Annotated in this window: 21 protein-coding genes; 17 read left to right on the top strand and 4 right to left on the bottom strand. The window is 68.5% G+C overall.

The window, feature by feature from the left end:
• Positions 1–10 precede the first annotated feature (10 nt).
• The 10 genes from ftsZ (at position 11) to CKW34_RS14585 (ending at position 10,680) form a co-directional block, all read left to right on the top strand.
• The gene (ftsZ, locus tag CKW34_RS14630; protein WP_059380954.1) at positions 11–1,246 is read left to right on the top strand and encodes a cell division protein FtsZ; all 1,236 of its coding nucleotides are present in this window, start codon (positions 11–13) and stop codon (positions 1,244–1,246) included.
• The gene (gene pgeF, locus CKW34_RS14625) at positions 1,243–1,989 is read left to right on the top strand and encodes a peptidoglycan editing factor PgeF (protein WP_059380955.1); all 747 of its coding nucleotides are present in this window, start codon (positions 1,243–1,245) and stop codon (positions 1,987–1,989) included. Before ftsZ ends, pgeF begins: the two co-directional genes overlap by 4 nt.
• Positions 1,986–2,720, top strand: a complete 735-nt coding sequence (locus tag CKW34_RS14620; RefSeq protein ID WP_059380956.1) for a YggS family pyridoxal phosphate-dependent enzyme — start codon at positions 1,986–1,988, stop codon at positions 2,718–2,720. The genes pgeF and CKW34_RS14620 overlap by 4 nt, the downstream gene beginning before the upstream one ends.
• A 32-nt stretch (positions 2,721–2,752) precedes the next feature.
• Positions 2,753–3,415 carry a cell division protein SepF gene (locus tag CKW34_RS14615; RefSeq protein WP_059380957.1) on the top strand — a complete coding sequence of 221 codons (663 nt, stop codon included), beginning with the start codon at positions 2,753–2,755 and terminating at the stop codon, positions 3,413–3,415.
• A 156-nt stretch (positions 3,416–3,571) separates the two neighbouring features.
• The gene (locus tag CKW34_RS14610; protein WP_006554132.1) at positions 3,572–3,862 is read left to right on the top strand and encodes a YggT family protein; all 291 of its coding nucleotides are present in this window, start codon (positions 3,572–3,574) and stop codon (positions 3,860–3,862) included.
• Positions 3,863–4,013: 151 nt separating this feature from the next.
• Positions 4,014–4,862: a DivIVA-like cell division protein Wag31 gene (gene wag31 / locus CKW34_RS14605; RefSeq protein WP_059380958.1), complete on the top strand. Its 849-nt coding sequence runs from the start codon at positions 4,014–4,016 to the stop codon at positions 4,860–4,862.
• 63 nt (positions 4,863–4,925) lie between these two features.
• The gene (locus CKW34_RS14600; RefSeq protein ID WP_059380959.1) at positions 4,926–5,198 is read left to right on the top strand and encodes a hypothetical protein; all 273 of its coding nucleotides are present in this window, start codon (positions 4,926–4,928) and stop codon (positions 5,196–5,198) included.
• A 261-nt stretch (positions 5,199–5,459) separates the two neighbouring features.
• Positions 5,460–8,618, top strand: coding sequence for an isoleucine--tRNA ligase (ileS, locus tag CKW34_RS14595; protein WP_059380960.1), 3,159 nt, complete (start codon positions 5,460–5,462; stop codon positions 8,616–8,618).
• Between the two features lie 124 nt (positions 8,619–8,742).
• Positions 8,743–10,050, top strand: coding sequence for a DNA polymerase IV (locus CKW34_RS14590; RefSeq protein WP_059380961.1), 1,308 nt, complete (start codon positions 8,743–8,745; stop codon positions 10,048–10,050).
• A gap of 123 nt (positions 10,051–10,173) precedes the next feature.
• A complete protein-coding gene (locus tag CKW34_RS14585; RefSeq protein WP_033097609.1) occupies positions 10,174–10,680 on the top strand; it encodes a WKL family lipoprotein in 507 nt (168 codons plus the stop codon).
• 78 nt (positions 10,681–10,758) lie between these two features.
• On the opposite strand, the gene CKW34_RS14580 is transcribed toward CKW34_RS14585, so the two are convergent.
• On the bottom strand, positions 10,759–11,715 hold the full coding sequence (locus tag CKW34_RS14580) for a hypothetical protein (RefSeq protein ID WP_064059915.1): 957 nt from the start codon (positions 11,713–11,715) through the stop codon (positions 10,759–10,761).
• A gap of 66 nt (positions 11,716–11,781) precedes the next feature.
• On the opposite strand from CKW34_RS14580, the gene lspA reads away from it, so the two are divergent.
• The 5 genes from lspA to dnaE all read left to right on the top strand — a co-directional run bounded on the left by lspA (position 11,782) and on the right by dnaE (position 18,655).
• Positions 11,782–12,456, top strand: coding sequence for a signal peptidase II (gene lspA / locus CKW34_RS14575; RefSeq protein WP_059380963.1), 675 nt, complete (start codon positions 11,782–11,784; stop codon positions 12,454–12,456).
• Between the two features lie 14 nt (positions 12,457–12,470).
• Positions 12,471–13,379 carry an RluA family pseudouridine synthase gene (locus tag CKW34_RS14570; protein WP_016691814.1) on the top strand — a complete coding sequence of 303 codons (909 nt, stop codon included), beginning with the start codon at positions 12,471–12,473 and terminating at the stop codon, positions 13,377–13,379.
• A gap of 3 nt (positions 13,380–13,382) precedes the next feature.
• Positions 13,383–14,030, top strand: a complete 648-nt coding sequence (locus CKW34_RS14565; RefSeq protein WP_059380964.1) for a hypothetical protein — start codon at positions 13,383–13,385, stop codon at positions 14,028–14,030.
• Positions 14,031–14,138: 108 nt separating this feature from the next.
• The gene (gene rarD / locus CKW34_RS14560) at positions 14,139–15,080 is read left to right on the top strand and encodes an EamA family transporter RarD (RefSeq protein WP_370670833.1); all 942 of its coding nucleotides are present in this window, start codon (positions 14,139–14,141) and stop codon (positions 15,078–15,080) included.
• 38 nt (positions 15,081–15,118) lie between these two features.
• Complete coding sequence (gene dnaE, locus CKW34_RS14555) at positions 15,119–18,655, top strand: DNA polymerase III subunit alpha (protein WP_059380966.1); 3,537 nt, start codon at positions 15,119–15,121, stop codon at positions 18,653–18,655.
• Positions 18,656–18,874: 219 nt separating this feature from the next.
• On the opposite strand, the gene CKW34_RS14550 is transcribed toward dnaE, so the two are convergent.
• On the bottom strand, positions 18,875–19,102 hold the full coding sequence (locus CKW34_RS14550) for a hypothetical protein (protein WP_059380967.1): 228 nt from the start codon (positions 19,100–19,102) through the stop codon (positions 18,875–18,877).
• 138 nt (positions 19,103–19,240) lie between these two features.
• Here CKW34_RS14550 and CKW34_RS14545 point away from each other — a divergent pair, with 138 nt between their 5' ends.
• Positions 19,241–19,684, top strand: a complete 444-nt coding sequence (locus tag CKW34_RS14545; protein ID WP_059380968.1) for a nitroreductase family deazaflavin-dependent oxidoreductase — start codon at positions 19,241–19,243, stop codon at positions 19,682–19,684.
• A gap of 155 nt (positions 19,685–19,839) precedes the next feature.
• Complete coding sequence (gene ilvA / locus CKW34_RS14540) at positions 19,840–21,159, top strand: threonine ammonia-lyase IlvA (RefSeq protein ID WP_059380969.1); 1,320 nt, start codon at positions 19,840–19,842, stop codon at positions 21,157–21,159.
• Positions 21,160–21,168: 9 nt separating this feature from the next.
• On the opposite strand, the gene CKW34_RS14535 is transcribed toward ilvA, so the two are convergent.
• Positions 21,169–21,441 (bottom strand): hypothetical protein, encoded by a 273-nt coding sequence (locus CKW34_RS14535; RefSeq protein ID WP_006554117.1) that lies wholly within the window; start codon positions 21,439–21,441, stop codon positions 21,169–21,171.
• A gap of 87 nt (positions 21,442–21,528) precedes the next feature.
• Positions 21,529–23,277, bottom strand: a complete 1,749-nt coding sequence (gene treZ, locus CKW34_RS14530) for a malto-oligosyltrehalose trehalohydrolase (RefSeq protein WP_059380970.1) — start codon at positions 23,275–23,277, stop codon at positions 21,529–21,531.
• Position 23,278: the final 1 nt, after the last annotated feature.

Below are 23,278 nucleotides of genomic sequence, written 5' to 3'. Positions count from 1 at the left end.
GCGAGAGCACATGACGCCCCCGCACAACTACCTCGCCGTAATCAAGGTCGTCGGTATCGGCGGTGGCGGCGTGAACGCGGTCAACCGCATGATCGAGCAGGGACTCAAGGGAGTCGAGTTCATTGCCGTCAACACCGACGCGCAAGCTCTGCTCATGTCGGATGCCGACGTCAAGCTCGACGTCGGCCGCGAACTGACCCGCGGACTCGGCGCCGGCGCAGACCCGGAGGTCGGCCGCAAGGCCGCCGAGGATCACAAGGACGAGATCGAAGAGGTGCTCAAGGGCGCCGACATGGTCTTCGTGACCGCAGGCGAGGGTGGTGGAACCGGTACCGGCGGCGCTCCCGTCGTCGCGAGCATCGCCCGCAAGCTCGGCGCGCTCACCGTCGGTGTCGTCACGCGTCCGTTCTCGTTCGAGGGCAAGCGCCGCGGCAGCCAGGCCGACACCGGCATCCAGACGCTGCGCGAGTCCTGCGACACGCTCATCGTCATCCCCAACGACCGGCTCCTCCAGCTCGGCGATGCCGCCGTCAGCCTCATGGACGCCTTCCGCTCCGCCGACGAGGTGCTCCTCAACGGTGTCCAGGGCATCACCGACCTCATCACCACCCCGGGTCTGATCAACGTCGACTTCGCCGACGTCAAGGGCGTCATGTCGGGTGCCGGCTCCGCATTGATGGGCATCGGCTCCTCGCGCGGTGAGGGTCGTGCGATCAAGGCCGCGGAGGCCGCGATCAACTCGCCGCTGCTCGAGGCGTCGATGGAAGGCGCGCGCGGCGTGCTGCTGTCGATCGCCGGCGGATCCGATCTCGGCCTGTTCGAGATCAACGAGGCCGCCTCGCTCGTGCAGGAGGCAGCGCACATCGATGCCAACATCATCTTCGGCACGGTCATCGACGACTCGCTCGGCGACGAGGTCCGCGTGACCGTCATCGCCGCCGGCTTCGAGGGCGGAACGCCCGCCCGCCGTCCCGTCGAGGTGGGCCAGCAGCAACCGGGTCAGCAGTCGGGCCAGGGGCAGCAGCCGCAGCAGCAACAGCCGGCCGGTCGGCCCGGTGCGATCGGCGTCGCGCGTGCCGGCGAGCTCGGCCGTCCCGAGCGCGAGACGGTCGAACCCACCCCGGTGCGCGACCAGCCCCCCGTCGGCAACCAGCCGCCGGCCGGAGGCGGCCACGCACCCCGCAGCGTGGACATCGACGACGACGGCGACGACGACGTCGACGTGCCGATCTTCATGCGCCGTTGACGGCTCCGCACCGCCTGCTGCGCGCCCGCCGGGTCGTGACCACACGAGCCGGCGGGGTCTCCGCACCTCCGTACGACAGTTTCAACCTCGCCGACCACGTCGGTGACGACCCGGCCGCAGTCGCCGCCAACCGGCGGCGGCTCGCGTCCGTCCTCGGGCTGCCGCCGGAGCGGTTCGTCTGGATGGAACAGATCCACAGCCGCAACGTCACCGTGGTCGACGGGCCGGTGTCCGAACCCGTTCCCGCCACCGATGCGCTCGTCACGCGCGAGACCGGGCTCGCGCTCGTGACCCTCAGCGCCGACTGCGTGTCGATCCTGCTGTCCGACGAGGTGGCCGGGGTGATCGCCGCCGTGCACGCCGGCCGGGTGGGGGCGCGCATCGGGATCCTCCCGCGCGTGCTCGACGTCATGGTCGATCTCGGCGCCCGCCCCGATCGCATCGGCGCGTTGCTCGGGCCCGCTGCGAGCGGACGACAGTACGAGGTGCCCGCGGCGATGAGGGCCGATGTCGAGGCTCACCTGCCCGGCAGCGCGACCCGCACGAACCGCGGTACTCCGGGACTCGACCTGCGTGCCGGACTGCGCCGCCAACTCGCCGACCACGGCGTGACCGCCGTGGTGGAGGATCCGCGCTGCACGATCGAGGACACCTCGCTGTTCAGCCACCGGCGCTCGGCACCTACGGGCCGCTTCGCCTCGGTCGTCTGGCTCGAGGAGGCCGGCGAGGAGGGAACGGCGTGAGCGCCCCTACCTCCGAGAACCGGCGCGACGAACTCGCCGGGCGTCTCGCCGCCGTCCGCGAGCGACTCGACGCCGCGGCACGCGCCGCCGGCCGTGATCCGTCGGACGTCGCCTTGCTGACGGTCACCAAGTTCTTTCCCGCGTCCGACGCCGTGCTTCTCCACGAGCTGGGATGCGAACGTTTCGGCGAGTCCCGCGAGCAGGAGGCGAGCGCGAAGATCGCCGAGTTCCGGGAGAGCGTCACCGCGCCGGTCGAGTGGCACATGATCGGGCGGGTGCAGCGCAACAAGGCCCGCGCGGTCGTCCGCTGGGCGCATACGGTGCACTCGGTCGACAGTCTCCGTCTCGTGCAGGCCTTCGAGAAGGGGGTGCGGGCGGCCCTCGACGCCGGCGAACGCACCGCACCGCTCCGGGCGCTGCTGCAGGTCAGCCTCGACGGCGACCGTGAGCGTGGTGGCGTGGTGGCCGAGGATCTGCCCGCCCTCGCGGAGGCGGTCGCCGCGTCCGAGGTCCTCGAACTCGGAGGCCTGATGGGGGTGCCGCCGCTCGGGTGGGAGCCCGAGCGGGCATTCGAGCTGCTGCACGGCATGCATGCACGGTTGCTGCAGGACCACCCGGCGGCGGTGGAGCTGTCCGCGGGCATGTCGGGTGACCTCGAGCACGCGGTTCGATGGGGTTCGACGTGCGTGCGTGTCGGAACGGCGGTCTTGGGGTATCGACCGTTAGCCTGAATGACATCCGCCGCGCGAGGGAAAGGCGATCGATGAGCACACTCCACAAGTTCAAGGCGTACTTCGGGATGGTGCCGCTCGAGGATTACGAGGACGAGTACCTCGACGATCCGGCGAGTGGCCGCCGTGACCGCGATCGCGACTACGGCGACGCGCCCTACGGCGGCTACGCCCCGTCGCACCGCGACGAGTACGCCCCGTCGCACCGCGAGGAACCGGTCCGCGAGTTCGAGCACGACGAATTCGACCGGTACGAGCCGGCGCCGCGTCCGCGGGTCGAGCCCATCACGGCCCGCAGCCCTCGTCCGGCGCCCACCCCGGCCCGCGCGGTTCCCAGCCGCGCACCACTGACGGCGGAGAGCCGACTCGAGCGTGCCGAGCCCCGGCGTGGTGCGCTCTTCGACGAGGGAGGTCCGTTGTCCAAGATCACCACGTTGCGCCCCCGCGACTACAGCGAGGCGCGCACGATCGGTGAGCGTTTCCGCGACGGAACGCCGGTCATCATGGACCTCGTCGAGATGAGCAACGCCGACGCCAAGCGCCTCGTCGACTTCGCGGCCGGGCTCGCCTTCGCGCTGCGCGGTTCGTTCGACAAGGTGGCCACGAAGGTCTTCCTGCTCTCGCCCGCCGACATCGACGTCTCCGCCGAGGAACGGCGACGTATCGCCGAGACCGGCTTCTACAACCAGCAGTAGTCGACGCGCGCTGCGCGGGCGTGCACACAGCACGTCCGTCGTGGCATGCCCGTCGCCGTCCCTCGAGCGTTCCGATACGCCCGGCCATCATGCAGATCACTGCAGGCCGGGCGTTTCGGTTTTGATCGACCCGTCATCGTCGGGCATTGTGGGCAGGTGGCCGTTTTCGAGGTGCTGTGGTTCCTGCTGTTCATCTTCTGGCTTCTGCTGATCGGACGGATCATCGTCGAGTTCATCAGAACCTTCGCGCGGGAGTGGAAGCCGTCCGGCTTCGTGGTCGTCGTTCTCGAGGCGATCTTCACGGTCACGGATCCGCCGGTGAAGCTGCTGCGGAGACTGATTCCGCCGCTCAATCTCGGTGGTGTACGGCTCGATCTGTCCATCATGGTCTTGCTGTTCATCGTGTATTTCCTCATGGCATTCCTGCCCAGGGGCGGCGCAGCATGATGCCTGCATCCGACGCCGTGTCGGGCCGTCCCGGAGCTGCCGTGTGCCACAATGGAGTGCCGTATACAGTGGGTTTTGATACGCGTAACGCACTGTCGATTACTCAGAACGCCTGCTTGACCGCTTACTCGACGCGTGAAGGGATCCTTCCATGCCGCTGACACCAGCTGATGTGCACAATGTCGCGTTCAGCAAGCCTCCGATCGGGAAGCGTGGTTACAACGAGGACGAGGTCGACGCCTTCCTCGATCTCGTCGAGCAGGAGTTGACGAACCTCATCGAGGAGAACGCCGACCTGCGTCAGCGGGTGGCCGAACTCGACCAGGAGCTCGCCGAGGCCAAGAAGGCACCGCGCGCCGCGTCGTCGTCCGCGCCGGCGGCCCCGTCCAAACCCGAACCCGCGCGCGTCGTCGAGACACCGAAGCCGGAGCCCGCTCCGGCGCCGGCACCCGCCCCGGTCGCCGCTGCGCCGTCGAGCGGCGATGCGAGCATGCAGGCCGCCAAGGTCCTCGGACTCGCGCAGGAGATGGCCGACCGCCTCACCGGCGACGCCAAGGCCGAGGCCGAGGAGCTCGTGCGCAACGCCCGGACCAACTCCGAGCAGCTCGTCTCCGATGCACGTACCCGCAGCGAGGCGATGATCGCCGACGCGCGGCAGAAGTCCGACGCGATGCTCGCCGATGCGCGCACCCGTTCGGAGACCCAGCTGCGTCAGGCCAAGGAGAAGGCCGATGCGCTGCAGGCGGACGCGGAGAAGAAGCACACCGAGATCATGGCCACGATCAACCAGCAGCGTTCGGTGCTGGAGGAGCGTATCGAGCGGCTCAAGACGTTCGAGCGCGAGTACCGGGTGCGCCTGAAGTCCTACCTGGAGTCGCAGCTCGAAGAGCTCGAGCAGCGCGGTTCCGCGGTTCCGGTGGACGGTGGACAGGAAGTGTTCAACCAGTCCAACTCGTCGTCGTCGTTCGGATCGTCGTCCTTCGCGAAGGGCAACAGCTGACCGACGGTCTCTCCGGCTCGTGCTGTACGGCCTGGTGCTGTACCTCGGTAGAGGAGGAGCGTCGTGCTCGTCGTCACGCTGGTACTCGCAGCTGTCGGATTCGGTCTTCTCGTGATCGCGTTGATGACCGGTTCGGTGGTCTGGGCATGGGGTTGTATCGCGGTGTGCGTCGTGGGAGCAGTGCTCCTGCTGGCGAGCGCACTCGGCGGACGGAGTTCGGCCGAAGGTGAGTGGGCCGATCCCCGTTCCGTCGGGCAGGCCGGAACCTCGGGCGGACGTTCCGGTCGGCGCGCACCGCGCCGGCGTCCCGGCGACCGGAATTCGTCGGATCGATGAAGCGTCCTACAATATGCATCACCGAGTGTGAAGCTCGATCCCGCGATCGCGGGTGGCGTCGATCCGGCCATCACCGGGGAGCCTCCGGAAGAACGGCGACCTTGCCGGTCGCCCAGTAGAACCGGACGGGTGGGCCCGTCACAGCCCGAACGAGTGGCCGTCCCTCGGGGACGTGCAAGCGGGGTGGTACCGCGGTGGCCGTGCATGCGCACGGCGATCGTCCCCGTGCCGAGACGTATCCAGGCACGGAGGAGCCACGCTGTGACCGAGAACCACGCTGCACCGGATCCCACCGCAGCAACCGCCGGCAGTACTGCCGGATATCCGCGCGTCGACTACGGCCTGCCGCGCGATTCGGGTGTCGACTTCCCGGCCCTCGAAGAACGTGTGCTCGCTCAGTGGGCCTCCGACGGAACCTTCGAGGCCTCGCTGCGCAACCGCGACGGCGCCGACGAGTTCGTCTTCTACGACGGCCCGCCCTTCGCGAACGGTCTCCCGCATTACGGGCACCTGCTCACCGGCTACGTCAAGGACGTCGTCCCGCGTTTCCAGACCATGCTCGGCAAGAAGGTCGACCGCCGCTTCGGCTGGGACTGCCACGGCCTGCCCGCCGAGCTCGAGGCGGAGAAGCAGCTCGGCATCAAGGACAAGTCCGAGATCGACTCGATGGGTCTGGCCGAGTTCAACGCCTACTGCAAGCAGTCGGTGTTGCGCTACACCGGTGAGTGGCGCGACTACGTCACCCGTCAGGCCCGCTGGGTCGACTTCGACAACGACTACAAGACCCTCGACCTCGACTTCATGGAGTCGGTCATGTGGGCGTTCAAGTCGCTGTACGAGAAGGGCCTGATCTACCAGGGCTTCCGCGTGCTGCCCTACAGCTGGTACGAGCAGACGCCGCTGTCGAACCAGGAGACCCGTCTCGACGACGCCTACAAGATGCGTCAGGACCCGGCGGTCACCGTCGACATGGTGCTGCGCGCCCCCGGCTCCGAACTCGACGGCGCGTGCGCGCTCATCTGGACCACCACGCCGTGGACCCTGCCGTCCAACCTCGCGATCGCGGTGCACCCCGAGATCGAGTACGTCGCCGTGCGCGGCGCCGACGACAAGACCTACGTGCTCGCGCAGGATCGTCTCGGCCACTACGCCCGCGAACTCGGCGAGGAGCCCGAGGTGCTCGGCCGTTACCGCGGCACCGACCTCGTCGGCCTCGCCTACGAGCCGCCCTTCGACTTCTTCACCGGCCGCGAGAACGCGCACCGGGTGATCGCCGCCGACTACGTGACCACCGAGTCCGGTACCGGAATCGTCCACCTCGCACCGGCTTTCGGTGAAGAGGACATGGAGTACTGCCAGCGCAACGGCATCGAGCTCGTGCAGCCGCTCGATCCGGGCGGCAAGTTCACCTCGATGGTGCCGCCGTACGAGGGCCTGCAGGTCTTCGACGCCAACCCGGTCATCATCAAGGACCTCAAGGCCGCCGGAAAGCTGTTGCGGCACGAGACCATCGAGCACTCCTACCCGCACTCGTGGCGGTCGGGCCAGCCGCTGATCTACATGGCGGTGCCGTCGTGGTTCGTCGCCGTCACCCGTTTCCGCGACCGCATGGTCGAGCTCAATCAGCAGATCACATGGGTGCCCGAGCATATCCGCGACGGTCAGTTCGGCAAGTGGCTCGAAGGCGCCCGCGACTGGAACATCAGCCGTAACCGCTACTGGGGCAGTCCGATCCCGGTGTGGATCTCGGACGACCCGGAGTACCCGCGTGTCGACGTCTACGGTTCGCTCGACGAACTCGAACGCGACTTCGGCGTGCGGCCCACCGACCTGCACCGGCCGATGATCGACGAACTCACCCGGCCGAATCCCGACGACCCGACCGGGAAGTCGACCATGCGTCGCGTCCCCGAGGTCCTCGACTGCTGGTTCGAGTCCGGCTCGATGCCGTTCGCCCAGGTGCACTATCCCTTCGAGAACCGCGACTGGTTCGACACGCACTACCCAGGCGACTTCATCGTCGAGTACAACGGCCAGACCCGCGGCTGGTTCTACACGCTGCACGTCCTGGCCACCGCGCTGTTCGACCGTCCCGCCTTCAAATGCGTTGCCGCGCACGGCATCGTCCTCGGCGACGACGGTCTGAAGATGAGCAAGTCGAAGGGCAACTACCCCGACGTCAACGAGGTCTTCGCCCGCGACGGCTCCGACGCGATGCGCTGGTTCCTCATGTCTTCGCCGATCCTGCGCGGCGGCAACCTCGTCGTCACCGAACAGGGCATCCGGGAGGGTGTGCGACAGGCGCTGCTGCCGCTGTGGAACGCATGGAGCTTCCTGCAGTTGTACGCGTCGAAGCCGGGCACCTGGCGGACCGATTCGACGAACGTGCTCGACCGGTACATCCTCGCCAAGCTCGCGCAGACCCGCGACGTCATCACCGAGGCGCTCGAGGCCGTCGACATCGCCGGGGCGTGCGACGAGCTGCGCACCTTCTGCGACGCGCTGACCAACTGGTACGTGCGCCGCTCGCGGAACCGGTTCTGGGACGAGGACACCGACGCGATCGACACCCTCCACACGGTGCTCGAAGTCGTCACGCGCCTGGCCGCGCCGTTGCTGCCGATGGCGTCCGAGGTGATCTGGCGGGGTCTGACCGGTGGCCGGTCGGTGCACCTGGCGGACTGGCCGGCGTCCGACGACCTGCCCTCGGATCCCGCGCTCGTCGCGGCGATGGACGAGGTGCGCGGGGTGTGCTCGACCGTGCTGTCGCTGCGCAAGGCCCAGAAGCTGCGCGTGCGACTCCCGCTGCCCGAGGTCACGGTGGCGACGCCGGGTTCGTCGCATCTCGATCCGTTCGTCGACCTCATCAAGGACGAGGTCAACGTCAAGCGGGTCGTGACCACCGACGACGTCGAGGCCCACGGCCGGTTCGAGGTGGTCGTCAACGCGCGTGCCGCCGGTCCGCGTCTCGGCAAGGACGTGCAGAAGGTCATCAAGGCGGTCAAGGCGGGCGACTGGACGCAGGCGGAGGACGGCACGGTCACCGCGGCCGGAATCGCCCTGCTGCCCGAGGAGTACACCAGCCGTCTCGTCGCGGCCGAGCCGGAATCCACCGCCGCGCTGCCGGGTGGCAACGGCCTGGTGGTCCTCGACACGACCGTCACCGAGGAACTCGAGGCCGAGGGCTGGGCCAAGGACCGCATCCGCGAGTTCCAGGACGCGCGCCGCAACCTCGGCCTGGAGGTCTCCGACCGCATCTCGGTGCGGTTCGAGGTTCCCGCCGAACGCGCCGAATGGGCTGCACGCCACCGGGATCTGATCGCCGGCGAGATCCTCGCCACGACCTTCGAGCTCGGCGCCCCCGAGGGCGAGGCGATCGAACTCGGCGAAGGAACCCGCGCGTCCATCGTCAAGGCGTGACCGGGCCGGTGCTTCCGGAAGGGCCGAGCGTCCTTCCGGAAGCACCGACCCGTGGCCTCCCACCGGACGTGTGGGTGCGGCGCACTAGTCTCGACACGTGCCCGCTTCCGTGAGTCGGCGCTGGGTGTTGCACCTGGATCTCGACGCGTTCTTCGCGTCCGCCGAGCAGTTGACCCGGCCGACCCTGCGGGGCCGGCCGGTCCTCGTCGGTGGGCTCGGTGCCCGCGGGGTGGTGGCCGGCGCGAGCTACGAGGCCCGCGTCTACGGTGCGCGCTCGGCCATGCCGATGAGCCGGGCACGGCGCCTCGTCGGACCGGCGGCGGTCGTGCTGCCTCCGCGCGGAATCCTCTACCGCGAACTGAGCGGACTCGTCTTCGACACCCTGCGCGCCCGGATCCCGATCCTCGAGACCCTCTCGCTCGACGAGGCGTTCGCCGAACCTCTCGAACTCGCCGGCGCCGACGCCGACGAGGTCGAACGCTTCTGTTCGGAGCTACGCGAACACGTCAGGGAGAAAACGGGTCTCGTCGCCTCCATCGGCGCCGGATCGGGTAAGCAGATCGCGAAGATCGGGTCCGGTCTCGCGAAACCGGACGGGCTGCTCGTCGTCCGGCCCGAAGGCGAACTCCCGTTGCTGCACAGCCTGCCGGTTCGCAAGCTGTGGGGGATCGGTCCGGTGGCCGAGGACCGGTTGCGGCGACTCGGCATCGAGACCATCGGAGATCTCGCGGCGCTGCCCGTCGCCGAGGCCGCGTCGATCCTCGGCGGCACCATCGGACCGGGACTGCACCGGCTCGCCAACGGATTCGACGACCGGCCCGTCGCCGAACGCGCCGAGGCGAAACAGGTCAGCGCCGAGACCACCTTCCCCACGGACATCGTCGCGATGCCCGGACTGCGGCGGGCGATCGCCGCGTCCGCGACCGCCGCGCACACACGCCTGCGCAAGGACGGGCGTGCCGCCCGCACGGTGGTGCTCAAGCTGCGTAAGGCCGACATGTCGGTGCTCACCCGGTCGTCGACCCTGCCCTACGCCACCGAGGACGTGCAGGTGCTCACCGCCGCTGCCCAGCGCCTCGCGCTCGATCCCCTCGAGATCGGTCCCGTCCGGCTCGTCGGGGTGGGCTATGCGGGTCTGTCCGCGATCGCGCAGGACACCCTGTTCCCCGAACTGGACCGGACGACGACCGAGGAGACCGGGCCGGCCGAGGAGGACGAGGAGTTCGTCGCGGCGAGCGGACCGGCCACGCGGTGGACGCCGGGCGCCGACGTCTGCCATCCGGAATTCGGGCACGGATGGGTGCAGGGTGCGGGACACGGTGTGGTCACCGTCCGCTTCGAGACACGCAGCACGGGTCCGGGACCAGCGCGGACGCTCGACGAGAACGATCCCGACCTCACCGTCGCCGACCCGCTCGCGAGCCTGAACTGAAACATGTTCCCGGCGCCCTCATGGTCTTCTTACTACCGCCGGGTACTCTTGCGGGCGATCCGCTGCCGGATGACCGAACACGACGAATCACATCGTGCACGACCGAACGAGAAGGACGAGAAGTTGAAGCTTCGCAAGATCACCGTCGCCACCGTGGCGCTCGCCGCCGCCCTCACGATGTCCGCCTGCAGCTCGGACGACGGCGGTAGCTCCTCCGAGACGACCGCGAAGACCAGCACGACCACGACCGCCGCGGCTCCGGCCGTCGACTACCCGCCGGTGCCCACCGTCGAGGAGCTCAACGCCGACCTCGCGCGCGCCTTCGACCTGAGCGTCCCGGCCGCCGAGAAGACCGACCTGGTCCAGGGCGCCGAGGAGGATCCGGAGCTGATCAACATGGTCGCCCAGGCGGCCAACGATGCCGGTGTGCAGGTCAACGTCGTCGACGTGACCGACAACGAGAACGGCACGATCACCGCCGGTGTCGAGATGGCGCTCGCGGGCAGCGACCAGCCGTCCTTCGGCACGGTCGACTTCGTCGCCGAGGACGACACCTGGAAGGTGTCGAAGGACTACGCGTGCTCCATCGTCATCAATATGGCGCAGCTGCAGTCCCCGGCCTGCGTGTGATGTAGTACTCGTCCCGAACGACCCGACGGCCGGCGCGGAACTTCCGCGCCGGCCGTCGGCGTTCGTATATCTTCCGGACTACCGATCCGGGGTGTTCCAGCCCACCCGGTCGACCTGCGACTGCGACAGGCGCGTTCCGCCGTCCGGCTCGACGTAGGTCTGATCGCCCCGCACCGTCAGTTCTCCGCCGACGGGCAGGGGGAGCGACGCGTCGATCGTCATCGACCCCTCCCCGGCCATCGTGTACTGCTCGATGTCGAGACGGCCCTGCCCGTTCGGCAACACCCAGGTGGACTCGCGCGGTGTCTGTTCGACCTTCACGTCGACCGTGAGACGGTCGTCCTCCCGCTCGACGAGTGTCGCCGTCCCGACCTGGTCGAGGGTGATGCCCGCGCTCATCACCTGCTGGTGGATCTCCCACACGGCGCCCACCCCGACGGCTTCCTCCGGGAACGAGACGATGCGATAGACGGCCTGGTAGAACGCCTGCTCGATCGCCGATCGTGCGATGTTCGCCGCATCGGGAGCGGGCTCGAGGCGCAGCGCACTGATCGCGCCGGTCGGCCCGATGGTCAGTCCGGCCCCGGAACCCTCGGCGTCGGACAACGCGGATCCGAGCGTCTCGTCCGGTGACGTCGCCGATCCGACGGTGATGTCGACCACGGTGCTCGGGTCCTCGTCGGAGACCGCCTGCTCGACCGTGGCCGAGAGCGGAAGGGTCAGTTCGGGAGTGGAGAAGTCCTGCTGCGGGTCGTCGCCGACGCGCTGGAAGACCTCGGAGCGGGTGGTGAGGACGACGCCCTGCTGCACCCCGGCCTCCGGGGCGAGACGCACCACCGATCGGGGTTCGGCGCCGGGGTCGAGCACCGTCGTGGTCACCGCCGATACCGGCACCGTCACCTCCGTCGATGTCGCCGCCGTGACGGCGGGCGCGCCGTCCGAAGGACCACCGCAACCGGCGACGAGAGCGGAGAGGGACAGCACGGCCGCGAGGGCACACGGCCCCGAGCGGGGGAATCTGGACAGCGCAGGCACGCCACCCAGGGTAGCCACGACGGGTGGGGGAACCGCCGCGGTCGTCCGGTAGGGGATGATGGAGAGGTGACGAACGAAGCTTCCCGACCCGACCGCGACGCGGAGACGCCGGTTCCCGGTCGCGTCGACGAGCCGACGCCGGTTCCCGGTCGCGTCGACGAGCCAACTCCGGTTCCCGGTCGTGCCGACGAGCCGTCCCCGTCCATCGGCCGGCGCATGCTGCGACCGCTGCTGCTCGTGGCGCTCGTCGTCTATGTCGCCGATCTGGTGACGAAGGTGCTCGCCGTCCACTACATCGACCCCGCCGACCCGATCTCGATCGTCGGCGACACGGTCACCCTGACACTCGTCCGCAATCCCGGTGCCGCGTTCTCCATGGCCACGGGCATGACCTGGCTGCTCACGCTGGTCGCGATCGCCGTCGTCGTCGGTGTCGTGAAGATCGGCCGGACCCTGAGATCGGGATGGTGGGCACTCGGCCTCGCCCTCGTCCTCGGGGGAGCCCTCGGCAATCTCACCGACCGTCTGTTCCGCTCGCCCGGACCGCTGCAGGGCCACGTCGTCGACTTCGTGTCGGTCGGATGGTGGCCGGTGTTCAACGTCGCCGACTCGGCCATCGTGTGCGGGGCGATCCTGCTCGTGGCCCTGACCGTCTTCGGCGTCGAACCCGACGGCGGTGCCTCGAAGGGCCGGGACGCAGCGCCGGATGCGGACGACACGAGAAAGGAATCACACCAGTGAGGGAAACCCGCGCGATGCCCGTACCCGACGGGCTCGACGGGATGCGTGTCGATGCAGGCCTCGCGCGCCTGCTCGGTCTGTCCCGGACCGTGGTCGCCACGCTCACCGAGGAGGGCGCCGTCGTGGTCGACGGCGCGGCCGTGGGCAAGTCCGACCGACTGTCCGCCGGCTCCTGGCTCGAGGTGGAACTGCCCGAGCCGCCCCGCCCCCTGACCATCGAGGCCCAGCCCGTCGAGGGTATGGAGATCCTCTACGCCGACGACGACATCGTCGCTGTCGACAAGCCCGTGGGTGTCGCCGCCCACGCGAGCGTCGGCTGGACCGGACCGACCGTGATCGGTGGTCTCGCCGCCGCCGGCTACCGGATCTCCACGTCCGGGGCCCACGAGCGCCAGGGCATCGTGCACCGGCTCGACGTGGGCACCTCCGGCGTCATGGTGGTCGCGACGTCCGAACGCGCCTACACCGTGCTCAAGCGCGCGTTCAAGGAACGCACGGTCGAGAAGCGGTACCACGCGCTCGTCCAGGGGCATCCCGACCCGAGCAGCGGCACAATCGACGCACCGATCGGCCGTCATCGCAGCAGCGACTGGAAGTTCACGGTCACCGCCGACGGCAAGCCCAGCGTGACGCACTACGACACGATCGAGGCGTTCCAGGCGGCGAGCCTGCTCGACATCCACCTCGAGACCGGGCGCACCCATCAGATCCGGGTGCACTTCTCGGCGCTGCGTCACCCCTGTTGCGGCGACCTCACCTACGGAGCCGACCCGCGTCTCGCGGCGCGTCTCGGTCTCGAACGGCAGTGGTTGCACGCGTGCACCCTCGGGTTCTCGCACCCCACGCGCGGACACTGGGTCGAGATCACCAGCAAGTACCCGCCGGATCTCGAACACGCGCTCGCCGTGTTGCGCAACGCCTGACCGATGGGACGCGTCCTGCCCTGGGCGGCGGTCGTCGTTCTCGTCGTCGCCGTGCTCGTCGCCGGGTGGACCTCACCGCCGCGGCCGGCCCCCGTGGGCAGCGACACCCTCGGCCCCGACAACGGGGAAGTGGTCGCCGACTATCTGACGCGGGCCGCGGACAGCCTGACCGAGGCCGAAGCGGACGGAGATCTCGAGCACTGGGGACTGGTGTCGTTCGCCGACACCGTCGGCATCGACCGGGTCGTCGAACTCACCGGCGAGGTGCGCGTGGCGCAGGTGCTGCTGCGCGTCCCGATCGACCGCGTCCAGACACCGCTGGTGCCGGTCGCGGTGCCGGAGAACGCGGAGGCGGTCCGTCGTGCTCCCTCGGTCGCCGCGGGCAGGCTGAGCCTGATGGAGTTCGGGACCGAACGCGCCGCACGGGTCGGGGCGGTCTCCGCGCAGCGGCTCGCCGGCGGTTGCGACTGCGTGGTGGCGGCGGTGCTCCGTGGCACTCCCGAGCAGTTCCGGGCCGTCGCCGACGCCTCGGACGTGCGGGCCGTGGAGGTCCTGCCCGCCGACGCGATCGCGGGACGCTTCGCGGTGACGCCGCTGCTCCCCACGCACGTCGAGACGGTCGTGCCCGGCCCCGACGACGGGGAGGCGTGACGGTGCGGTGCGACCCCGTCTCGGAACGAGCGTGTCTCGAAACGACAGTGTCTCGAAACGACAGTGTTTCGGAACGACAGTGCACCGGCGGCGCCGTAGGGTGAGCCGGTGAGCGACTCGGGGGAAGGGAACGATTCGGGGCAGCGGAGCGTCGCGCGCACGGGGGTGCTGTGCGGCCTGGGTGCCTACGGATTGTGGGGACTGTTCCCCGCCTACTTCGGTCTGCTCGAACCTGCCGGCGCCGTCGAGATCCTCGCGCACCGCGTGCTGTGGACCCTCGTGCTCATGCTGATCGTGCTGGGCGTCATGGGACGCCTCGGCGCCCTGCGTGGCCTGTCGGCCCGCACGTGGGGTCTGGTCGCCGCGGCGTCCACCGCGATCGCGGTCAACTGGGGCGTCTACATCTACGGCGTCGTCTCGGGCCGGGTCGTGGAGACCGCACTGGGCTACTTCATCAACCCGCTCGTCAGCGTGGTGTTCGGAGTCCTGTTCTTCCGGGAACGACTGCGGCCGGCGCAGATCGCGGCGCTGGTGCTCGCGATATGCGCGGTGGTGGTGATCACCGTCGACTACGGAAGACCGCCGATCATCGCCCTGACCCTGGCGCTGTCGTTCGCGTCCTACGGGGTGATCAAGAAGATCGTGCCGCTCGATCCGCGCACGTCCCTGACGGGGGAGGGGATCGTCGCGGCCCCGTTCGCGCTCGGGTACGTGATCTTCCTCGCGGTGACCGGCACCGGCACCTTCCTCGGGTACGGCATGGATCACACCGCGCTGCTCGTGTCGGCGGGGCTGGTGACCGCTGTGCCGCTGCTGCTCTTCGGCGCGGCCGCGCAACGGGTCCCTCTCGCGACACTCGGCATGCTGCAGTACCTCACGCCGAGCCTGCAGATGACGTGGGGTGTGGTGGTGCTCGGAGAGGACATGCCCGCCTCGCGATGGATCGGTTTCGTCCTGATCTGGGTCGCACTGGCGGTGTACAGCACGGACGCCCTCGTGCGGGCCCGTCGTCAGCGTGCCGTGGTCACCGCGGACCCTCGCGCGGCTTAGACTCGTCTCTGCCCACAGACATCCCGGGAGAGGCACGCGTGGCTGACTCGTTCGTTCATCTGCACACCCACACCGAGTACTCGATGCTCGACGGTGCCGCGAAGGTCGGACCGTTGTTCAAGGAGGCCGAACGGCTGGGGATGCCGGCCGTGGGCATGACCGACCACGGAAACATGTACGGCGCCAGCGAGTTCTACAACGTCGCCAAGAAGTTCGGCATCAAGCCGATCATCGGCATCGAGGCGTACGTCGCGCCGGAGTCGCGATTCTCCACCAAGCGTGTGCAGTGGGGCGATCCCGGCCAGAAGTCCGACGACGTCTCCGGCTCGGGTGCCTACACCCACATGACGATGGTCGCCGAGAACTCGACGGGCCTGCGGAACCTGTTCAAGCTGTCCTCGCTCGCATCGATCGAGGGGCAGCTCGGCAAGTGGGCGCGTATGGACGAAGACCTCATCGCCCACCACCACGAGGGCATCATCGCCACGACCGGTTGCCCGTCGGGCGAGATCCAGACGCGCCTGCGCCTCGGTCACGAGCGCGAGGCGCTCGAGGCCGCCGCGAAGTGGCAGGAGATCTGGGGCAAGGACAACTTCTTCCTCGAACTCATGGACCACGGCCTGTCCATCGAGCGCCGGGTTCGCGAGGGTCTGATCGAGATCGGCCGCAAGCTCGACATCCCGCCACTGGTGACCAACGACTGCCACTACGTCACCAAGGATGCGGCCGCGAACCACGAGGCGCTGCTGTGCATCCAGACCGGTAAGACCCTCTCCGACCCCACCCGGTTCAAGTTCGACGGCGACGGCTACTACCTCAAGTCGGCGCAGGAGATGCGCGAGCAGTGGGACCGCGAGGTGCCGGGGGCCTGCGACAACACGCTGCTCATCGCCGAGCGCGTGCAGTCCTACGAGGACGTGTGGACCCACCGCGACCGGATGCCGGTCTTCCCGGTACCGGAAGGGGAGACGCAGGCGAGCTGGCTGCACAAGGAGGTCATGCGCGGTCTCGACCGGCGCTTCCCCGACGGCCCGCCCCGCGAGTACGTCGAGCGCGCCGAGTACGAGATCAGCGTCATCAACCAGATGGGCTTCCCCGCCTACTTCCTCGTCGTCGGCGACCTCATCAACCACGCCCGCGAGGTCGGCATCCGTGTCGGCCCCGGCCGTGGTTCGGCTGCCGGTTCGCTCGTCGCCTACGCGATGGGCATCACCAACATCGACCCGATCCCGCACGGCCTGCTGTTCGAGCGGTTCCTCAACCCCGAGCGCGTGTCGATGCCCGATATCGATATCGACTTCGACGATCGCCGCCGCGGTGAAATGGTGCGCTACGCCACCGAGCGGTGGGGCAACGACAAGGTCGCCCAGGTCATCACGTTCGGCACCATCAAGACGAAGGCCGCGATCAAGGACTCCGCGCGAGTGCAGTTCGGCCAGCCCGGATTCGCGATCGCCGACCAGATCACCAAGGCCCTGCCGCCGCCGATCATGGCGAAGGACATCCCGGTCTCGGGTATCACCGACCCGAGCCACGAGCGGTACAAGGAAGCCGCCGAGGTCCGCCAGCTGATCGAGTCCAACCCGGACATCAAGAAGATCTACGACACCGCCCTCGGACTCGAGGGCCTGATCCGCAACGCCGGCGTCCACGCCTGCGCGGTGATCATGTCGTCCGAGCCGCTCATGGACGCGATCCCGCTGTGGAAGCGTGCGCAGGACGGCGCGATCATCACCGGGTGGGACTATCCGTCCTGCGAGGCCATCGGCCTGCTGAAGATGGACTTCCTCGGTCTGCGCAACCTCACCGTCATCGGCGACGCGATCGAGAACATCAAGGTCAACCGCGGGATCGATCTCGACCTCGACACCCTCCCGCTGGAGGATCCCGCGACCTACGAACTGCTCGCCCGCGGCGACACGCTCGGCGTGTTCCAGCTCGACGGCAGCGCCATGCGCGACCTGCTGCGCCGTATGCAGCCCACCGGCTTCGAGGACATCGTCGCCGTGCTCGCGCTGTACCGCCCCGGTCCGATGGGCATGAACGCGCACAACGACTACGCCGACCGCAAGAACGGGCGGCAAGAGGTCAAGCCGATCCATCCCGAGCTCGAGGAACCGCTGAAGGAGATCCTCGCCGACACCTACGGCCTGATCGTCTACCAGGAGCAGATCATGCAGATCGCTCAGAAGGTGGCCGGTTACTCGCTCGGACAGGCAGACCTGCTGCGCCGCGCGATGGGTAAGAAGAAGAAGGAGATCCTCGACGAGGCCTACGACGGCTTCGCGCAAGGCATGAAGGACAACGGCTTCTCGCAGGCGGCGATCACCGCGCTGTGGGACACCGTTCTGCCCTTCGCCGGTTACGCGTTCAACAAGTCGCACGCCGCCGGCTACGGCCTCGTCTCGTTCTGGACCGCCTACCTCAAGGCGAACTACCCGGCCGAGTACATGGCCGGTCTGCTCACCTCCGTGGGCGACGACAAGGACAAGGCCGCGGTCTACCTGTCCGACTGCCGCAAGATGGGCATCACGGTGCTGCCGCCGGACGTCAACGAGTCGCACACCAACTTCATGTCGGTGGGCGAGGACATCCGGTTCGGCCTCGGCGCCGTTCGCAACGTCGGCACGAACGTCGTTGCCTCGATCATCAAGGGTCGGGAGGAGAAGGGCCGCTACACCGACTTCTCCGACTATCTCAACAAGATCGACACCGTCGCGTGTTCGAAGAAGGTCACCGAATCCCTCATCAAGGCAGGCGCATTCGACTCGCTCGGGCACCCGCGCAAGGGCTTGATGCTCGTCCACGCCGATGCGATCGACGCGGTGATGAGCACGAAGAAGGCCGAGGCGATCGGTCAGTTCGACCTGTTCGGCGGCGACGACGCCGACGAGTCCGTCGCCGCGGTGTTCAACGTCCGCATCCCCGAGGAGGAATGGGACACCAAGCACCGCCTCGCCCTCGAACGGGAGATGCTCGGCCTCTACGTCTCCGGGCACCCGCTCAACGGCGTCGAGCACGTGCTCGCGTCGCAGGCCGACACCCAGATCCCGGCGATCCTCGAAGGCGCGCTCAAGGACGGCAGTCAGGTCACCGTCGGCGGCATCCTCGCCTCGGTGAACCGGCGCATCAACAAGAACGGTCTGGCCTGGGCGTCCGCGCAGCTCGAGGACCTCACCGGTGGCATCGAGGTGCTGTTCTTCCCGCAGTCCTACGCCGTCTACGGCATGGATGTCGTGGAGGACTCGGTGGTGCTGGTCAAGGCGCGGGTGTCGATCCGCGACGACCGGATCTCCCTGATCGCCAACGATCTCGCCGTCCCCGACCTGTCGCAGATCGGGGTCGCGAAGCCGGTGTCGGTGTCGATGCCCACCCGCCTGTGCACCCCCGACAAGGTCGGTGCCCTCAAGAACGTCCTCACCCGCCATCCCGGCTCGTCCGACGTGCACGTGCGGCTCATCACCGGCAGCAAGGTCACCGTCCTCAAGCTCGACGACAGCCTGCGGGTCGAACCGTCGTCCGCGCTCATGGGCGACCTCAAGGCCCTGCTCGGCCCGGGCTGCCTGGCCACCTAGCCGGTCCCGCCGCGCGACGCGAGTGCTCCGGCGAGCGTCGCGCGGTTGCGAATCCGGGTGGCTGCGAGTTCGGCGATCTGCCGTTCGTGTGCCGTCAGAGCGGCGGTGCGGGTGGGATGCGCCCGGACGGCACCCGACCGGGCTCCGAGCAGAGGGGCACGCGGAAGGCGTCCCTCGACCGGGATGGGGTCGGCCGCGACGGCGAGCGGTGTGTCTCGTCTAGGAACGGAGTGCGTGCCGCTGGATCCTGCGGACCCACCACACGACGACGGTGACCCCAGCGGCACCGAGGACGGCGCTCTGGGCGTTGGTCGTGACGACGAGGACCACGAGCAGGGTGAGGAGACCGGCGGCGAGTGCTTCGAGCTTGTACAGGGGCCAGATCGTGCCGGCGATGTCCACGCCGTCGGTGCGCTCACGGTGTACCCGGGTATCGAGCACGGACATCTCGGTGCACCTCCTGTAGGCAGAGCGGCTGTAGGCCGAGCGGAATTCTTTCTTCAGGATAGGCGCAGGGAAGAGTTCGGGCCACCGAACTCGGCGATCGGGCGGCGACTGTCACAACGATTGTGTTGACTGGTGGGTATGCCACTGCACGGAGAGTACGAACCGAGTCCCGTCGAATGGAGTGCCAAGCAGGTCGAGGAGTACGAGTCGTCGGGCGGAACCCGCGGCACGACCCTCCAGGGCCGGCCGGTGATCATCCTCACCACGGTCGGCGCCAAGTCCGGCAAGCTCCGCAAGATCCCTCTCATGCGGGTCGAGCACGAGGGAAAGTATGCCGCCGTCGCCTCGCTCGGCGGTGCACCGAAGCATCCTGTCTGGTACCACAACGTCCTCGCGAATCCGCACGTCGAGGTGAGGGACCGCACCGAGGTATGGGACATGATCGCCCGCGAGGTCCACGGCGAGGAGAAGGCGCAGTGGTGGGAGCGTGCCGTCGAGGCGTTCCCGCCCTACGCGGAGTACCAGGAGAAGACCGACCGCGAGATCCCCGTCTTCGTTCTCGAACCGATCGAGAGTTCGTAGACGGAACGCGCTCCGACGAAGAGCCGACAGCGTTCCGGGCACTGTCCGGAAGGTCCTGCCACTCCCTCGATGCAGGTCCCGCCGTGGTGGGCGATTCGGGGGAGTGGCAGCATTGACGGGTGACCTCCACTTCGCGAACAGCAGAACCGACGACTGTGACCGCCGTGCCCCGCGCGGCCGACATCGATGCGGCTGCCGAGCGAATTTCGGAGGCGGTCGCCCCGACGCCGCTCGAGCGCAGCCCCCGGCTCTCGGCGCTCGTGGGTGCCAACGTGTACCTCAAGCGTGAGGACCTCACCCGGGTGCGGTCCTTCAAGCTCCGCGGGGCGTACAACGCCATGGCGCAGCTCGACGCGGCCGAGCGTGCCGCGGGTGTCGTCACGGCGAGCGCCGGCAACCACGCGCAGGGCGTCGCCTACGCGTGCCGGGTGATGGGAATCCAGGGACGCATCTACGTGCCAACCCGCACTCCCAAGCAGAAGCGCGACCGGATCCGCGTCCACGGTGGCGACAGCGTCGAACTCATCGGCGTCGGCGACACCTTCGACGCCGCGGCCGCGGCGGCGGCCGACGATGCGATCCGCACCGGTGCGACGATGATCCCGCCCTTCGACGACGCCCGCACCGCCGCGGGCCAGGGCACCATCGCCCGCGAGATCCTCGAACAGCTCGACGGTGATCTCGACGTCGTGCTCGTCCCCGTCGGTGGGGGCGGCCTCATCGCCGGTGTCGCCGCTTATCTGCGCGAGCGGTCCCCACGCACGTCGATCGTCGGCGTCGAGCCGGCCGGCGCAGCATCGATGACCGCCGCGCTGGTCGCGGGTGGTCCCGTCACGCTGCCGGAGGTCGAGCCGTTCGTCGACGGCGCTGCGGTCAAGCGGATCGGCGACGTCCCCTACGCTGTCGTCTCCGAACTCGGTGCGGAGGTCGTGTCCCATTCGAGCCTGCCGCTCGTGGCCACGCTGCGCCGCGAGGGGCTCGGTCGGGCCCCGTTCGGCATGACCCAGATCGACGAGGGTGCGCTGTGCACCACGATGCTCGATCTGTACCAGAACGAGGGCATCATCGCCGAGCCCGCCGGCGCACTGTCCGTCGCTGCCCTCGGGTCGATCTCGGTGCAGCCCGGAGCGAACGTGGTGTGCCTGGTGTCGGGCGGCAACAACGACGTCTCGCGCTACGGCGAGATCATCGAGCGGTCGCTCGTCCACCGCGGGCTCAAACACTATTTCCTCGTGGACTTCCCCCAGGAGCCCGGCGCGCTGCGCCGGTTCCTGGACGAGGTCCTCGGACCGGACGACGACATCACCCTGTTCGAGTACGTCAAGCGCAACAACCGGGAGACCGGTGCTGCCCTCGTCGGTATCGAACTGGGTGCTGCAGAAGACCTTTCGGCCCTGCTCAATCGCATGGACGCGTCGCCGATCGACGCGCAGCGACTCGAGCCGGGGTCGCCGGCCTACCGTTATCTCACCTAGTCGGAGTCGCTACCAGGGCGAGCACACCAGCCACGGGCCGAACCAGAAGCAGTCGGGACGCCACGGATTGTCCCAACGGCGATCCCAGTCGTTCCTGTGGTTCTTGCCGTGGTGGTCGCGATCCTTCCAGTGATTGTTGTGATGGTTGCCGTGGTGGTCGTGGTTGACGGCGACGACGCCGGGGGACGTGTCGACCACCGGTGACGCCGAGGCAACCCCTGCGGGGGCGAGGACGAGGGCGGTGCTGAGGAATACGCTCGCCAGAATCTTCTTGGGTTTCATGGTGATCCACCTCGAGAATTCGACGGTACCTGAGACGGTACTCGCCCACTCGTGGCATAATCAACGACTTTTTTCGCCTGACGAACGTTATCGGCGGGGCGTCTCGGGAGCCTCCAGGATCGCGAAGGACCAGCCCGGGATCAGCACCGCGGACTCGGTGCGGTTGACCACCGGTTCGTCCCACCAGAGCAGAGGCCTCCCGCCGACCGGCACGGTGACGGGATCGGGTCCGAGATTGCACGCCACGCGCAGCGCACCGCGGTGCACGACGAGCCACTTCTCGTCCTCGTCGTATGTCACGTGCACGTGCTCGAGCCAGGGATCGGTGAGCTCGGCCCGATCCCGCCGGAGCGCAATGAGTGCGCGATAACACTCCAGCAGCCGGGCGTGCCCGTCCTCGTCGCGTTCGTCCCAGCGCAGCTTCGAGCCGGTGAAGGTCTCCGAAGCCTGCGGGTCGGGTACGTCGTCGGCGTCCCAGCCGTGTTCGGCGAACTCGCGCCGGCGACCCTCGACGACCGCCGCGGCGAGTTCCGGTTCGGGATGCGACGTGAAGTAGCGGAAGGGTGTGCTCGCGCCCCACTCCTCGCCCATGAACAGCATCGGGGTGTACGGGGAAGCGAGTACGAGCGCTGCCTTGACGGCCAGCTGACCGGGTTCGAGATAGGCCCCGGGCCGGTCGCCGAGCGCCCGGTTGCCGACCTGATCGTGCGTGCAGGTGTAGGCGACCAGACCGCTCGCCGGTGTGCGCCGGGTGTCGAGCGGGCGCCCGTGGACCCGGCCGCGGAAACTCGAGTACGTCCCGGCGTGGAAGAAGCCGTGCCCGAGCGTGTACGCGAGGCAGTCCAGGGAACCGAAGTCGCCGTAGTAGCCCTGTCGTTCACCGGACACCGCTGCGTGGATCGCGTGGTGGACGTCGTCGGCCCACTGCGCGTGCAGTCCGTATCCACCGCCGGGCCGGGGAGTGATCAGTTTTGGATCGTTGAGGTCCGATTCGGCGATCAACGACAGGGGACGGCCGAGATGAGCGGACAGGCGGAACGTCTCGACCGACAGTTCCTCGAGGAGGTGGGTGGCCGTGTGGTCGATCAGCGCGTGCACGGCGTCGAGCCGGAGGGCGTCGATGTGGAACTCGCGGAACCAACGCAGCGCGTTGTCGAGGATGTACCGCCGCACTTCCCCGGATCCGGGACCGTCGAGGTTGATGTTGTCGCCCCAGATTCCCGGGGCGGCGGAGAGATAGGGGCCGAAGCGACCCAGATAGTTCCCCGACGGACCGAGATGGTTGTAGACGACGTCGAGCACCACGGCCAGACCGCGCGCGTGAGCGGCGTCGACGAAACGCTGCAGGGCATCGGGGCCGCCGTAGGGTTCGTGCACCGCGTACCAGAGCACGCCGTCGTAGCCCCACCCGTGGGTGCCGTTGAACGCGTTGAGCGGCATGGGTTCGACGAACTCGACGCCGAGGTCCACGAGTTCGTCGAGACGGTCGATCGCCGAGTCGAGAGTGCCCTCGGGGGTGAAGGTCCCGACGTGCATCTCGTAGATGATGCTTCCCGTCAGTTGCCGGCCGGTCCAGTTGCGGTCGGTCCACTTCGACTCGTCGAGCACGTGCAATTGCGATGGCTCGTGCACGCCCTCCGGCTGACGTGGAGAGCGCGGGTCGGGAAGGACCGTCCCGGTGTCGTCGTCGAGCACGAAACCGTATCGGGTGTCGGGAGCGACATCGACGGTGGTACGCCACCAGCCGTCGTCGTCGCGTTGCATGTCGTGGAGCCGTCCGTCGGCGAACAGTCGGACGGACGACGGGATCGGAGCCCAGACCTCGAAGGTGTGCACT

Origin of the sequence: Rhodococcus rhodochrous (genome assembly GCF_900187265.1) — a bacterium.
Classification (GTDB): Bacteria; Actinomycetota; Actinomycetes; order Mycobacteriales; family Mycobacteriaceae; genus Rhodococcus; species Rhodococcus rhodochrous.
Note: the sequence above shows the minus strand (reverse complement) of the source record. Positions and strands in the feature narration are given on the sequence as shown.